13 protein-coding genes are annotated in these 14,659 nt (G+C 63.1%); 11 read left to right on the forward strand and 2 right to left on the reverse strand.

The features are described from left to right. The first annotated feature begins 16 nt into the window (after window positions 1–16). From P3T18_RS29750 to P3T18_RS29785, 8 genes are all read left to right on the forward strand, one after another. Window positions 17–826, forward strand: a complete 810-nt coding sequence (locus P3T18_RS29750; protein ID WP_429303535.1) for an ROK family protein — start codon at window positions 17–19, stop codon at window positions 824–826. A 4-nt stretch (window positions 827–830) separates the two neighbouring features. Next, window positions 831–1,109 (forward strand): hypothetical protein, encoded by a 279-nt coding sequence (locus tag P3T18_RS29755; protein ID WP_429303536.1) that lies wholly within the window; start codon window positions 831–833, stop codon window positions 1,107–1,109. A gap of 312 nt (window positions 1,110–1,421) precedes the next feature. Beyond that, a complete protein-coding gene (locus tag P3T18_RS29760) occupies window positions 1,422–3,602 on the forward strand; it encodes a TonB-dependent receptor (protein WP_429303537.1) in 2,181 nt (726 codons plus the stop codon). A 67-nt stretch (window positions 3,603–3,669) separates the two neighbouring features. Beyond that, window positions 3,670–4,353: a Fe2+-dependent dioxygenase gene (locus P3T18_RS29765; protein WP_429303538.1), complete on the forward strand. Its 684-nt coding sequence runs from the start codon at window positions 3,670–3,672 to the stop codon at window positions 4,351–4,353. Further along, window positions 4,350–5,072 carry a PepSY-associated TM helix domain-containing protein gene (locus P3T18_RS29770; RefSeq protein ID WP_429303539.1) on the forward strand — a complete coding sequence of 241 codons (723 nt, stop codon included), beginning with the start codon at window positions 4,350–4,352 and terminating at the stop codon, window positions 5,070–5,072. Before P3T18_RS29765 ends, P3T18_RS29770 begins: the two co-directional genes overlap by 4 nt. A gap of 413 nt (window positions 5,073–5,485) precedes the next feature. Continuing rightward, window positions 5,486–10,393 carry a response regulator gene (locus P3T18_RS29775; protein WP_429303540.1) on the forward strand — a complete coding sequence of 1,636 codons (4,908 nt, stop codon included), beginning with the start codon at window positions 5,486–5,488 and terminating at the stop codon, window positions 10,391–10,393. 103 nt (window positions 10,394–10,496) lie between these two features. Then, window positions 10,497–11,186 carry a nitroreductase gene (locus P3T18_RS29780; RefSeq protein ID WP_429303541.1) on the forward strand — a complete coding sequence of 230 codons (690 nt, stop codon included), beginning with the start codon at window positions 10,497–10,499 and terminating at the stop codon, window positions 11,184–11,186. 49 nt (window positions 11,187–11,235) lie between these two features. Further along, a complete protein-coding gene (locus P3T18_RS29785; RefSeq protein WP_429303542.1) occupies window positions 11,236–11,547 on the forward strand; it encodes a high-potential iron-sulfur protein in 312 nt (103 codons plus the stop codon). Window positions 11,548–11,575: 28 nt separating this feature from the next. On the opposite strand, the gene P3T18_RS29790 is transcribed toward P3T18_RS29785, so the two are convergent. Next, a complete protein-coding gene (locus P3T18_RS29790) occupies window positions 11,576–11,926 on the reverse strand; it encodes a DOPA 4,5-dioxygenase family protein (RefSeq protein WP_429303543.1) in 351 nt (116 codons plus the stop codon). Between the two features lie 556 nt (window positions 11,927–12,482). Here P3T18_RS29790 and P3T18_RS29795 point away from each other — a divergent pair. Both P3T18_RS29795 and P3T18_RS29800 read left to right on the forward strand, forming a co-directional pair. Beyond that, window positions 12,483–12,758, forward strand: coding sequence for a hypothetical protein (locus P3T18_RS29795; RefSeq protein ID WP_429303544.1), 276 nt, complete (start codon window positions 12,483–12,485; stop codon window positions 12,756–12,758). Window positions 12,759–12,836: 78 nt separating this feature from the next. Beyond that, a complete protein-coding gene (locus P3T18_RS29800; RefSeq protein ID WP_429303545.1) occupies window positions 12,837–13,109 on the forward strand; it encodes a DUF1488 domain-containing protein in 273 nt (90 codons plus the stop codon). A 247-nt stretch (window positions 13,110–13,356) separates the two neighbouring features. Here P3T18_RS29800 and P3T18_RS29805 read toward each other — a convergent pair whose 3' ends face one another. Next, complete coding sequence (locus tag P3T18_RS29805) at window positions 13,357–13,764, reverse strand: hypothetical protein (protein WP_429303546.1); 408 nt, start codon at window positions 13,762–13,764, stop codon at window positions 13,357–13,359. A gap of 391 nt (window positions 13,765–14,155) precedes the next feature. Here P3T18_RS29805 and P3T18_RS29810 point away from each other — a divergent pair, with 391 nt between their 5' ends. Beyond that, the gene (locus P3T18_RS29810; protein WP_429303547.1) at window positions 14,156–14,629 is read left to right on the forward strand and encodes a hypothetical protein; all 474 of its coding nucleotides are present in this window, start codon (window positions 14,156–14,158) and stop codon (window positions 14,627–14,629) included. Window positions 14,630–14,659 lie beyond the last annotated feature (30 nt).

Consider the following 14,659-nt stretch of genomic DNA (forward strand, 5'->3'; position numbering starts at 1 on the left):
ACAATCGGGGGATACCGTGGCGACACGTAAGACAGTCAGGAAGAAAGCAACTGCCAGCACCGAGCGGATTCTGGCAATCGACGTCGGCGGCACTGGTCTGAAGGCGGCCATCATCGACGCGGACGGGCAGATGAAAACCGAGCGCGTGCGGGTAGCCACACCGCATCCGTGCACGCCGGATCAACTGGTGGACGCATTGGCGAAGCTGGTCGAGCCGATCGTCACGCAGGAGCCGCCCACGCTCATGTCGATCGGCTTTCCGGGCGTGGTGCGCAACAACCGCATCCTCACCGCGCCGCACTTCGGCGTGGAAGGCTGGCACGACATTCCGCTCGCCGACTCGCTCGCGCAGCGCCTCGGCGGCCTGCCCGTTCGCATGATCAACGACGCTGAAATGCAGGGCTTTGCCGCGATCGAAGGTCACGGGCTCGAATTCGTGCTGACGCTCGGCACCGGCGCGGGCACCGCCATGTTCCGTGACGGCGAACTGATGCCGCACCTGGAACTCGCGCATCATCCGGTCAGCAAGAAAGGCGTGGCGTACGACGAATACATCGGCGAAGCGGCGCGCGAGAAAGTGGGCAACAAGCGCTGGAACCGGCGGGTCGCCAAGGTGATCGGCATCCTCGATTCGCTGGTGAATTACGACAAGCTGTGGATCGGCGGCGGCAACGCGGCGCGCCTGAAGTTCGATCTGCCGCCGAACGTCGCGACCGTATCGAACGACGCCGGTATCGAAGGCGGCGCGCGCCTGTGGCATCCGCGCTCGTTGCGCGAGACGCGGCAATTGCCGGACGCCAATCAGCGCACGGGCGCGTTCAAGTGAGCGCTTGGCCAAACGTAAGCGTGCCGCGGCAGTTCGGCTCGACGTGATGGCGTGGCGGCGCGGGCTCGTGGCGGTCGGTTACGGCGTCGCGCTGACTCGCGCCGCGGTGGCCGATACGGGCGCTCAACTTTTTTGGTTCATTCCCGCGCTGTCCGTACGGAAAAACCGTACTGCCAGTGCGGGCTGTTGCAAAAATGCGAAACTTTCTCAAACTTTCCGAACACGAATTCAGCGCGTTAAACCGGCAAAACTGAAGGCTTATCGAAAGCTTGGTAAAAAGTAAAAATCCGCTGAATAGGTTGGTGTAAGGTTTAAAGCTTTCGTTGTTGTAATGTTTGGATTCACGTAATCGGCTGATAATTACATCAACATTACGTCAGTAATTTTCCGAAACAAATAAGTTACGGCAAGTAACTTACGCGACCATTGCTGCGTCATTATGCGTGTGGAATGATAGCGATTCTCATTCAACCACTAGCCAGCCAACCCGTCGTCTTCGTGATTTTCTGAGGACCGGCAGCCAGCCAATTGCGGTTTTGTCATAGGTCGCGTGCCCTCCACGCCGATCGGCAAACGCACTTCTGACGGGATTCCCATGTTTAACCACACGCCGCTTGCGACTGCGTTAGCGCTAGCTTTTGCCGTTCCGTTCGCGACCCCTGCTGTCGCCCAGACCGCTCCGCAAACTGCTGCTCAACCTGCCACGCAAAGCACGTCGACCGAGAACGCAACCCTTCCGACCATCGGCGTCGCGGCACAGGCCGAACAACAGGATTTCCAGCCGGAACGCTCGACGGTCGGCGCGAAGACGCCCACCGCGTTGCGCGACATTCCGCAAACCGTCACCGTGATCAACAAGTCCGTTCTGCAGTCGCAGGGCGCCACGTCGTTCCAGGACGCGCTGCGTAATGCGCCGGGCGTGACGATCGGCGCGGCCGAAGGCGGCCAGATCGGCAACAACGTCAACCTGCGCGGCTTCACGGCGCAGAACGACATCTACCTCGACGGCTTCCGCGATCGCAACCAGTACTATCGCGACACCTTCGACCTCGAAGAACTCGAAGTGCTGTACGGTCCTTCGTCGATGCTGTTCGGCCGCGGATCGACCGGCGGCGTGATCAATCAGGTCAGCAAGAAAGCGAACCTGAAGGACTCGGCTGAAGTGACCGGCATGATCGGCACCGACGCCAAGTACCGCAGCACCGTCGACGTCAACCACAAGCTCACCGACACCTCCGCGATTCGCCTCAACGCGTTCGGCCAGAGCCTCGGTTCGACGCGCGACGAGATGAAGAACAAGGACTACGGCATTGCGCCCGAAGTGCGTTTCGGCATCGGCACGCCGACCGAAATCACGCTGTCCGCGCTGATCCAGCACAACTACGATATGCCGGACTACGGCGTGCAGGCGTTGAACGGCCGTCCGTCGCCGGTGCCGAAGAACACGTTCTACGGCCTGACCACCGACCGCACGATTCAGGACATCCAGACCTTCACCGCCGGCATCAAGCACAAGTTCTCGGACAACCTGATCCTGACGAACCAGACGCAGTTCTCGCACTCGCTCACCGACGCGCGTGAAACCGCGCCGCAAGCCGTGCTGACTGGTCCGCTCGCCACGAGCCCGGCGCTGTCGAACGGCAATTACACGACACTCTCGCCGTCGCAACTGTTCATCAAGTTGCAAAGCCACGACCGTGTGATCGAGAACCACTCGCTGTACAACGACACGATGATCGAATACAAGTTCGACACCGGTCCGATCAAGCACGACCTGATCGCCGGCGTCGACCTCGGACACGACAGCTATTCGAACCAGGCGTACACGCGTAACAACCTGCCGGTCGTGTCGATGGTGAATCCGGCGTACCTGGCGAATCCCGCGGGCGTGACGACCACGGTCGGCAACTACGCGGATTCCGGCTCGAACGAAATCGGCGCGTACGTGAACGACACGATCTCGCTGGGCCGCGACTGGAAATTCATCGGCGGCTTGCGCTGGGATCGCTTCCAGGCGCAGATCCACAATTCGATCAGCCTGCCGCTTTACGCGACGCAAACCAACTACTTCACCAGCGTCCGCGCCGGTGTGATCTATCAACCGACCGACTGGCAGTCGTACTACATGTCGTACGGCACGTCGTTCAACCCGTCGCTCGAAGCATTGACGGTGACGAACCTGACGCAGAACCTCGCGCCCGAGTCCACCAAGTCGTATGAAGTCGGCGCGAAGTGGGATCTGCTCGGCGGCGGTCTGTCGGTCACGTCGGCGTTCTTCCGCGAAGAGAAGAACAATGCGCGCACCCAGGTGTCGCCTACCGAATACGAACTCGACGGCGACATCCGCGTCGACGGATTCCAGGCGGGCGTGACGGGTCACATCACGGACAAGTGGCAGGTGTTCGGCGGCTATACGTACATGGACGCCATCATCCTGAAGGCGCTCGACGGCACGCAAGGTCACGTGCCGGCCAACACGCCGCGCAACACGCTGACGCTCTGGACCACCTACGCGATCACTCCGCACTGGGAAATCGGTGGCGGCCCGACGTACATGTCGCCGCGTTATGCGTCGAACACGAACTACGTGATGGTGCCGGGCTACACGCGTTGGGACGCGACCGCCGCGTACCACGCGAAGAAATACGACGTGCGCTTGAACCTGTTGAACATGACCAACAAGATGTACTACGACGCGCTGATTCCGTCCGACGGCGGACGCTCCGTGCCGGGTATCGGCCGTACGCTGCTGGCGACGTTCGACTACCGCTTTTGATTCGCGTCACAGGGATGCGGTAGGCTCGCTGTTTTAGCATCCGGCGAGCCTACGGAAAGGAAACGACATGCTGTTGCACATACCGAACGTGCTCGATGCCGAGCAATTGCGCATCGTCCGCAAGCGGCTCGACGAGGCCGGCGACGCCTGGGTCGACGGTCGCGCGACCGCCGGCTATCAGGGCGCGCCGGTCAAACGCAATCAGCAGATCGCCGAGCATTCGCCGGTGGCGCGTGAGCTCGGCGACGTGATCGTCGGCGCGATTGAGCGTAATCCGCTGTTCATCAGCGCCGTGCTGCCGAACCAGGTGTATCCGCCGCTCTTCAACCGCTACGAAGGCGGCATGCAGTTCGGCTCTCACGTGGACGGCGCCGTGCGGGTCTTGCCCAACGGCGTGAAGTTGCGCACGGACGTCTCGGTCACGCTGTTCCTTTCCGAGCCTTCCGAATACGACGGCGGCGAACTCGTCATCGAAGATACTTACGGCGTGCAGCAGGTGAAGCTGCCGGCGGGCGACATGATCGTCTATCCGGCAACCAGCTTGCATCAGGTCACGCCGGTCACGCGCGGCGCGCGTATCGCGAGCTTTTTCTGGGTGCAGAGCCTCGTGCGCAGCGATACGCATCGTGCCTTGCTGTTCGACATGGACACGGCGATTCAACGCCTGAACGCCACCCAGGCCGACGACACTGCGCGCCGCAGTCTCGTTGGTTGTTACCACAACCTGCTGCGCACCTGGAGTGAAACGTGAGCGTACCCGAGGCTATCGACATTCAACCGGCTTCGGCCATCGACGCCGCCACCCGCGAGCCGCACCGGCTCGACAGCGGCGAACTGAAAGCGCGTCAACAGCGCTCGCGCCGCGCCACCTTCATCAAGTGGCTGCGCAAGGTGCACGGCTGGGTCGGTCTGTGGGGCGCGGCGCTGGGTCTGCTGTTCGGCACAACGGGCTTTTTCCTGAACCATCGCGGCGGTCCGCTGCGTGTGTCGACCGGCGAGCCGCAAGTGGCCGTGTTGCAGGTGCCGCTGCCGCAACCGGTGCCCGAATCGCCGCGCGACCTCGCCAAATGGCTGAAGGGCGAATTGAAGCTGAGCGGCAAGCCGGGCCGCGTGCAGAAGGAGCCGTCGCATCCGGTGGCATGGGGCGATCGCAGCATGGTCCAGCCGGAGCACTGGCAACTCAACTTCGCGTCGCCGCAGGAAAATACGTCGGCGGAATACTGGGTTGGCAATAACTACGTGACGGTCAAGCGCAGCGAAAACACCTTCCTCGCCGCGCTGACAAACCTGCACAAAGGCGTCGGTCTGAGTGTCGGCTGGGTGCTGCTGATCGACACGCTGGCGGGCAGCATCATCCTGCTCTCGCTCACGGGCGTTCTTCTGTGGACCGAGTTGAACAAACGCAAGACGGTGGGCGCGGTTCTCGTGATCGGCTCGATCGTGGCGGCGGTGTGTGTCGGTCTGAGCTAGGCTGAGTCGCACCTGACGGCGCTGAGTTGGGCGCGTCGACGGCGCGGGTTCACGCTGGCAACGCTCGTCGGCGAGTCGCCTTGGCAATCGGGAAGTTCGCCACGGCAAACGCCTGATTCGACGTACCTTTTACCTGCATTCCGAAGCGGCTCGAGCGCAACACCCGAGCCGCGCGCGCATTCGCCGCCTGCGAAGTGCGCGCATTGTCATCCGCCTGCCGGCAGACCGTCCGTGTCTGCCCATTTTCCTCGAACACGCCGCGCTGCGCCGTGCGAAAATCCCGCTAGTTTCCGTGTCCCAACCTTTGTCGATTGCCGACAGTCCTGTCAGGCATCGACTTTGCAACGCCGGTCCACACCGAGAAATGCCCCCGCCGTGTCGAGGAGATCGCGTTGAAAATGCCGGACAGTTCCATGTCGAATGTTTCTGCCATGAACTCAGATTCGCCTGCTTTTCTTGCCGGCGGCGGTGAACTCGGCGCGCTGATCCGCGCCTATGACTGGACGAGCACCGCGCTCGGCGCGCCGCACAGCTGGCCGCAAGGTCTGAAGATCGCGATTCGCATCATGCTCACCTCGCGTCAGCCGATCTGGATCGGTTGGGGCGACGACCTGCTGTACTTCTATAACGACGCGTACAAGTCGATCATCGGCGGCAAGCATCCGGCCATGCTCGGCAAGCCGACACGCGTGGTGTGGCATGAAATCTGGAACGACATCGAGCCGTTGCTGAACACCGCGCTGAGCGGCGCGGAAGGCACTTTCGTCGAACAGAAGCTGCTCATCATGGAGCGCAACGGCTTCCCCGAAGAAACGTATTACACCTTTTCGTACAGTCCGATTCCCGGCGACGACGGCGAACCCGGCGGGATCATCTGCGCCAACAGCGACGACACGGCGCGCGTGGTCGGTGAAAGACAACTGGCGCTGCTGAAAGAACTTGCCGCCGCCAGCCCCGACGCCCGCAACTGGCGCGAAGCCTGCGAACTGAGCGCGGCCGCGCTGCAATCGAATCCCTGCGACATTCCTTTTGCGCTGCTGTACGCCGCCGAGCCCGGCAGCGACGTATTCACCCTGGCCGGCCGAAGCGGCATCGAGGCGGGCCATCCCGCCGCCCCCGACACGATCGCGCCGGGCGCGAACGCGGCATGGCCCGTCGGCGACGTGCAGCGCAGCCAGCTCGCGCAGACCGTGCAAGGTTTGACGCAGCGCTTCGGCAAGGCGCTGCCGGGCGGTCCGTGGCCGGTCGGTCCGGAACAGGCGATTGTGCTGCCGGTTGCGGCAGGCAGCGAAACGGTGCCCGCGGTGGTGCTGGTCGCGGGCCTGAATCCGTATCGTCTGGTCGACGACGCGTATCGCAGTTTTCTGAACCTGAGCGCCGGGCAGATCGGCGCGGCAATCGGTTATGCCGAGGCTTACGAGGAAGAGCGGCGGCGCGCGGAAGCGCTCGCCGAAATCGATCGCGCCAAGACGACGTTCTTTTCGAATATCAGCCACGAGTTCCGCACGCCGCTCACGCTCATGCTCGGGCCGCTCGAGGAGCTGCTCGCCAAACCGCAGCCCGATACCGCTGCGCAAGGCAGCGCGGCCAGCGAGCCGGACGTGCGCGAAGAGTCCGATCGCGCGCTGCTCGAAATCACGCATCGCAATGGATTGCGTCTGCTGAAGCTGGTCAACGCGCTGCTCGATTTTTCGCGCATCGAGGCGGGGCGCATCGAGATTCACACGCAGCCCACCGATGTCGCCGGTTTCACGGCCGAACTCGCTGCGCTGTTTCAGTCGGCGATAGAAACGGCCGGCATGCAACTGGTGGTGGAGATTCCCGCCGAGCCGGTCGTCGTGCAACTCGACCGCGAGATGTGGGAAAAGGTCGTGATGAACCTGCTGTCGAACGCGTACAAGTTCACGTTCTTCGGCAGCATTCGCGTGACGGTCGAGGCGCTGGAAGACGGCGGTGCGCGCGTGAACGTGAGCGACACCGGCATCGGCGTCGCCGCGGAAGAATTGCCGCGGCTGTTCGAGCGTTTCCACCGCGTGGCGGGCGCGCCCGGCCGCTCGGTGGAGGGCAGCGGCATCGGTCTTGCCATGGTGCAGGAACTCGTCAAGCTGCACGACGGCACGGTCAGCGTGGACAGCACGCTCGGCGAGGGCGCGCGTTTCAGCGTGCATTTGCCGCGCGGCGGTGCGGTGCCGTCGGACGCCGCCGGTTCCGTGCGCGCGCCGATGAGCAAAAACGCGCACGCCTACGTGGACGCCGCGCTGCGCTGGAGTCCCGAGAACGAAGCGGTGACGCCCCTGGCCGCGCCCGCAGCGGCCGGCAACGCGCCGCACGATGCAATCCCGCCGGGCGCGCGCGTGCTGGTAGTGGACGACAACGCCGATTTGCGCGACTACATGCGCCGCATTCTGAGCGCGGCGGGCCATGAAGTATCGATTGCGCCCGACGGTCAGGCGGCACTGGAAGCCGCACGCGCCGAGCCGCCCGACATCATCGTGTCCGACGTGATGATGCCGCGGCTCGACGGGTTTGGTTTGCTGCGCGAACTGCGCGCCGATCCGGATTTGCGCGAGACGCCGGTGCTGATGCTGTCGGCGCGCGCGGGCGAGGAAGCGCGCGTGGACGGCATCGAGCAGGGCGCCGACGACTACCTCACCAAGCCGTTTTCCGCACGCGAACTGCTGGCGCGCGTGACGGGCAATCTGCAGCTTTCGCGTCTGCGACGCGCCACCGAAATGAAGCTGCGCGAAGAGTCGCGCACGCTCGAAATTCTGAACCGGGTGGGCAAGACCGTCGCCGCCGAACTCGATCTGAACCGCGCGGTGCAGATCGTCACCGACGCGGCCACAGAGTTGACCGGCGCCGCCTTCGGCTCGTTCTTCTACAACGTGCTCGACAACGAGGGCGGCAGCTACATGCTGTACACGTTGTCGGGCGTGCCGAAAGAGAGCTTTGCGCAGTTCCCCATGCCGCGCAATACCGCGGTGTTCGGACCCACGTTCAACGGTGAAGGCATCGTGCGTGTGGACGACATCACCAAAGATCCGCGCTACGGTCATAACGCGCCGCATCGCGGCATGCCCGAAGGCCATCTGAAGGTGCGCAGCTATCTGGCCGCGCCCGTGCAGTCGCGCAGCGGCGAAGTGGTCGGCGGTCTGTTCTTCGGGCATCCGGAGCCGGGCATCTTCACGGAACGCGCCGAGCGCATCGTGGCCGGCATCGCCGCGCAGGCAGCGGTTGCGATCGACAACGCGCGTCTCTATCAGGCGGCGCAATCCGAAATCGACGAGCGCACGAGGGCGCAGAGCGCGTTGCACGATCTGAACGAAACGCTGGAGCGCCGTGTGCTCGAAGCCGTGGCCGATCGCGATCGATTGTGGGAACTCAGCGAAGACCTGCTGGTGGTCGCCGATCTCGAAGGACGTTTGCAGCGCGTGAGCCCGTCATGGAGCAGCGCGCTCGGCCACAACCTCGCCTGGCTGATGACGCGCAACTACTTCGACCTCGTTCATCCCGACGATGTCGATACCGTGCGCCGTCATCTGGCCGAGTTGCGAAGCACGGGCGTGCCGGTGCGCTACGAGAACCGCTTCAAGCGGATCGACGGCACGTGGCGCTGGGTCGCGTGGACCCTCGCACTCGATCCGGCCACCTCGCGCATTCACGGCGTCGGCCGCGACGTGACCGCGGACAAGGAAACCACCGAAGCGCTGCGTCACGCCGAAGAAGCGCTGCGCATGGCGCAGAAAATGGAAGCGATCGGCAAGCTCACGGGCGGCGTGGCGCACGACTTCAACAATCTCTTGCAGGTGATCGGCGGCAATCTGCAATTGCTGGCGAAAGACGTGGCCGGCTCCGACAAACCCGAGCAGCGTGTGCGCAATGCGCTGGCGGGCGTGGCGCGCGGCGCGAATCTCGCGTCGCAATTGCTGGCCTTCGGGCGGCGTCAGCCGCTCGCGCCGAAGGTGGTCAACCTCGGCCGCTTCGTGCGTGGTCTCGACGACATGCTGCGGCGCGCGCTCGGCGACGGCGTGGAAATCGAAACGATCGTGTCGGGCGGTTTGTGGAATACGCTGGTCGATCCGTTTCAGGTCGAAAACGCGCTGCTCAATCTCGCCATCAATGCGCGCGACGCGATGAGCGGCCACGGGCGGCTCACGATCGAAGCCGGCAATGCCTCGCTCGACGACGCCTACGCCAAGCGTCACGCGGACGTCGTGCCGGGCCAGTACGTGATGCTCGCCGTAACGGACACCGGCATGGGCATGACCGCGGAAGTGCGCGAACGCGTGTTCGAACCGTTCTTCACGACCAAGCCCGAAGGACAAGGCACGGGCCTCGGCCTGAGCATGGTCTACGGCTTCGTCAAGCAGTCCGGCGGTCACGTGAAGATCTACAGCGAACGGGGACACGGCACGACGATACGCATTTATCTGCCGCGCGTGCGCCAGGAAGAAGATCTCGAAACCAATGTCGATGCCGGGCCGGCCAAGGGCGGCACGGAAACGGTGTTGATCGTCGAGGACGACGAGGAAGTGCGCGCGACGGTGGTCGAAATGCTGTCCGACCTCGGCTATCGCGTGCTCAAGGCAAAAGACGCGCAGAGCGCGCTGGCGATCGTGGAAAGCGGCGTGCCGATCGACCTGCTGTTCACCGACGTGGTGATGCCCGGTCCGCTGCGCAGTACCGAACTGGCGCGCAAGTCGCGCGAACGCTTGCCGTCGATCGCGGTGCTGTTCACCTCGGGCTACACCGATAACGCGATCGTGCATGCCGGACGGCTCGACGAAGGCATCGAATTGCTGAGCAAGCCTTATACGCACGAAGCGTTGGCGCGCAAAGTCCGTCATGTGCTGCAATTGCAGCATCCGCAGACGCAGGACGCTGCGACGCTCGAACCACAGCATCTGGAGATCGATCCGCCCGCGACGGCGCAGAGTGCCGACACTTTTGCGGTCGAGGCGGCGGGCCCGCGCATTCTGCTGGTGGAAGACGACGAACTGATACGCGTGAGTACCGCCGAACTGCTTCGCGCCTTCGACTTCGACATTCTGGAGGCCGAAGGCGAGCACGACGCGAAGGCGATTCTGAGCCAGCATGCCATCGACGTGATGCTGACCGACGTCGGGCTCGCGGGCAAATCGGGCGTCGATCTGGCCATGGAGGTGTGCGAAACGCGGCCTCATCTGCGGGTCATTTTTCTGACCGGCTCCGACCTCGTGCTGACGCCGGAGCAGCGTCGGGTGCTGCCGCACGCCACCATGTTGCGCAAGCCGTACGAACCGCTCGATCTGGTCGACGCGTTGAACCGGCCACAAACCTGAGACGCGCGGCAAGCCGCTTGCCGCGCTCGCAGCGGGAAGGCGGCGCCTCGCGCTAGAATCGTCGCAGAGCGCTGACCCCACCGGCGCGGCCGGAATGCTGCCAATGACCACACCTGCCAACGAAGTCGACGTCGCCTTGATGTCGCGACGCTCGATTCGCGCTTTTCTTCCTACGCCGGTGCCGCGCGCCGATATCGAGGCCATTCTCGAAGCCGCGAGCCGTGCGCCGTCGGGCACCAATACGCAGCCCTGGAAGGTCTACGTCGTGACGGGCGCGGCGCTCGCGCGGCTCTCGCACGAACTTCTCGCGGCTTACGACGATCCGCAGCGCGACACGCTGTATCAGGAAGAGTATCGGTACTATCCGTACAAGTGGGTCTCGCCGTATATCGACCGTCGCCGCAAGATCGGCTGGGATCTGTATGGCCTGCTCGGTATCGAAAAGGGCGACAAGGCGCGCATGCACGAACAGCACGCGCAGAACTACCGCTTCTTCGGCGCGCCGGTCGGACTGTTCTTCACGATCGACCGGATGATGGAACGCGGCAGCTGGCTCGACTACGGCATGTTCATGCAGGCCGTCATGACGGCGGCGCGCGGGCGTGGCCTGGACACCTGTCCGCAGGCGGCCTTCACGCCGTTTCACCGGCTGATCGGCACGCATCTCGGCTTGCCACCCGGCGAGCAACTGGTGTGCGGCATGTCGCTGGGTTTCGCCGACGAAAGCGCGCTGGTCAATACGCTGCGCACGGAGCGCGAACCGGTGGCGCAGTTCACGCGCTTCATCGAGTGATTCGCCGTCACGCCGCTAACGCATTTCCCCACTTTGCATCGGACCCACAATGAAAACATCGCGCCGGCATTTCCTGTTACTGAGCGTGAGTGTCGGTTCTTCGCTCGCGCTCTCCACCGCGGCATTCGCCGACACCGCCGGCAAGCTCGCCGAGTCGGACCCGAAGGCGCAAGCCGTCGGCTACAAGGAAGACGCGTCGAAGGTCGACAAGGCGAAATTCCCCGACTACGCCGCCGGCCAGACGTGCGCGAACTGCTCGCTGTTTCAGGGCAAAACCACGGACGCCTATGGCGGCTGCACGCTGTTCGGCGACAAACAGGTCGCCGCGCGCGGCTGGTGCAGCTCCTACTCGAACATGTGAGCGAATGTCCGCGCGAAGCCGCGAAGTCTCAGCGGAATGCGCTGAGCACGAGTTCGTGCGAGCGGCCGATCCACACGGCGGCGTCGCGATGATCGCGCAAGGCGTCGCCTGTATTCGGGTGGAGAAATATGTCCAGCGCGCCGTGATTCAGCGTCAGCCAGCCGACCAGTTCGGCGAACTGATCCGGCGTGAACGCGAGCTGGTACGACCACATGGGATGCGGTCCGACCGGCCGCTCGTGAAATCGGCCCATCTGCAGTTTGCCGTTCCAGTGCGCTTCGATCTGCTCGCGGAAGGTCCACGCGGCGTCGCGTGAGGTCGAATCGAAATAAACGTGAGCGTGCCAACTCTCGATGGCGGTGGTGTCGCGGAAGGTCATGACGGGTCCGTGGCGGTTCAGTCGTTATCAGACATTCATTCTGCTTGAGTTTCCGGCGACGCGCGCGGCGTGCGTGTCATGTAAAACTGTCCTTTCAGTTTCGAGGGACATCCGGGTTGCGTGTCCGGTCGACGCGGCTAGTAAGAATGGCCGCGAATTGTCGCGCCGGCAGCGCTTTTTTACCAAACGATCATGTTTTGCGCCCTCGCCGGCCGGTGCGATGATCGCGCCGGCCTCTTTCGCAGACCGTTTGTGTCTGCGTGGAAAACACGTGTTGTCGCGCTCGCAGCCTGTTGCGGGCCGATCTGCCGAGCGTCCGATGCGGTTTGCGGGTTGCGCAAATGGCGCGGGCGGCGGTGGGCGTCACCGTATCGGCATTCGTTGGCATGCAGCTTGCTCTTGCCTCATCCGCGGCACGTGAGCGCGCGGGTTGTCGGCCCGCACGCACAGCGTCGAGCCACCGAGCCGCCTGGGAAATGGCGCCGACCTGCGATAACAACGAAAAATGCTGAACACGAAACCACACATTGTCACGCATGGGGCAAATGGCGAAGCGATGACGCTCGTCTTTTATCCCGACACCGGCTGTCTGCGATTCTCCGATGTGTATGGCGTGTGTCACGAGATGCGGCCGCCGCATTCGTGGCTCGCGATCTCGTCGGCGTCACGCGGCGTGCCGCGCGGCGCTCAGGCCATGACACAGGGATTGAGCACGTTGCTGAGCGAATTTTGCGCGCGGCGTCCGCGCTGGTTGAGCGGTCCCGTGCGTCTGGCGGACTACGCGCCGGCTGGTTTCATCAGCGGAAAGGCGCCGGTTCTGGCGCTGGCGTGAGTGCGCAGGTCTTCAGTTTTTTCCGGTGTCGTTCGTTCAGAAACGGCGAATGGCATAACGAACTTTGCGAGGTGGGCCATGGAGATTATCGAGTTTGAACCCAGCGTCTCGGCGGACGGACGCACGGTGATTTTCCAGCTTTCGACGCGAGGCCGCGACTTCGAATGTGTCGTGACGCGCGAGGCACTCGAACAGCATTTCTGGCTGCAACGCGGCGCCGGAGAAGACCGGATACTGAAAACCTTCGCAGACGGACGCAAGCGCATCACCGCCGTCGCTGAGCGCAAGATGCTCGCGCGGCCCGGCGAAAGGGTCACGCTGACAATTGCCGATTTCGCCGCGCGCGGCTGACGGACCGGCGGCGCATCGACGACGCAACACTGAAAATGAACGCCGTGCGTGCAGCGCGCGCCTGACGCGCTCCGGCCGCACGGCGAATCCGGATAGTCAGGCCGTTTCACCGGTTGAAACGGCTGTTCGGCCGCCTCCGTTTTGACGCCTTTTTATTCTGCACATCAGACGAATCCTCGGCTCCACGCCGATTCGGCAAACTGACCGCTCTATTCCCCTCGCTTCGCCCAATTGCCTTTGGGCTCGCTCACATAAACTGTTTTCCATGGCGCGACAAATCACCGAGTGCCATCGGCGCGGTCTTCCCCCGCGTTGTTTTGAACCGTACCGTTGATGGCAGTGCGCCGTGGTTGTCCAGTGCGGCGATGCAGTAAAAGCAACAGGCAGTCGAAGCAATCGAATGACGCGCAATCGCAGCAGCAGTGATCGGGCGCGATGCGCGCAAAGCAGCAGGGGATTGTTGTACCAAGGTGATGTTGAAGGCGAAGGACCAGGCTGTTAGCAGTTGTCGTTGAAGTCGCGGTAGAAGTGAATTTGATGCACCGGTTGAAATTGGGTGGTTGTCGATTTGAAACAGCAGTTGAAGTGGAAACAGCAGTTGAAGTGGAAACACCAGTCGATGTTGAAATTGCAGTTGACGTAGCAACAGCTTCAATCGTTTTTTGGTGGGTATAAGTCGGCAAGCATCCACGCGCCTGCATGACTCTTCCATCCTGTCCGGCCCTGTCCCCCGCGGGAACAGGGCTTTTTTTTGTCATCGCCGTGCATCGGCACTTGTGTGGTGGAAATTCGAACCCATATCGCAGCCTTGTCTTTTTGCGGCCCGCGCGTGCGGGTGCGATCGCGCGACAGCACGCCACCGGCAAGAAATGCGCGTGTGTGCGAGACTGAGCGCGTTTAAGTTTGTCTTAATTGTTGCTTGCCATGATGGCTACACAGACTCAGGTTAGAGCCTGTCAAGCCGCCGACGTATCGGCGGCAGTGGTCGCCGGACAGCATAGAGTTCGGTGGCAACGCCGAGAGTTAGCGAAGGAGGTTGAATCGATATGTCGAATAAATCGCGAGTCCGCAAGCATACCCAGCCGGCCATGTCCCCGTTGTTGCGCGCGCTGACCTATAGCCGCACCGCGCACGAGCCGGTCACCGAGGCGATGCTTTTGCAATGCTATGCAGCACTCGACGCATTCCAGCGCGGCCACGGCTCGCGCGATCTGCACATGACCTTGAGCCGGCATTTGCTGGTGTCGCAGGAACTGGCGCTGCTCGGTCTCGGTGAAGACCTGCTCGGCGACGTCGAACGCGCTCACGCGGCGATGGTGCAACTCGACGCGCGTGAACAGCAGGGCGAAGGCTGGGTCGTCACGGAAAGCGAATACGAACGCCTGTGTACCGCTTTGGCGATTCTGGATGCGCAACTGGCGGTTGCGTCGCTGAGCGAGATCGCCAGCGCGGAAGCGAAGATGATCGAAGGTCTGATGCGCTCGGCGCGTATTCAGGCGGTGGCCGAAGCCACGGCGTGATCCAGGGGCTGACTGGATAGCCGCCGGTAC

The sequence above is a fragment of the Paraburkholderia sp. GAS199 genome, from assembly GCF_050436585.1.
GTDB lineage: Bacteria > Pseudomonadota > Gammaproteobacteria > Burkholderiales > Burkholderiaceae > Paraburkholderia.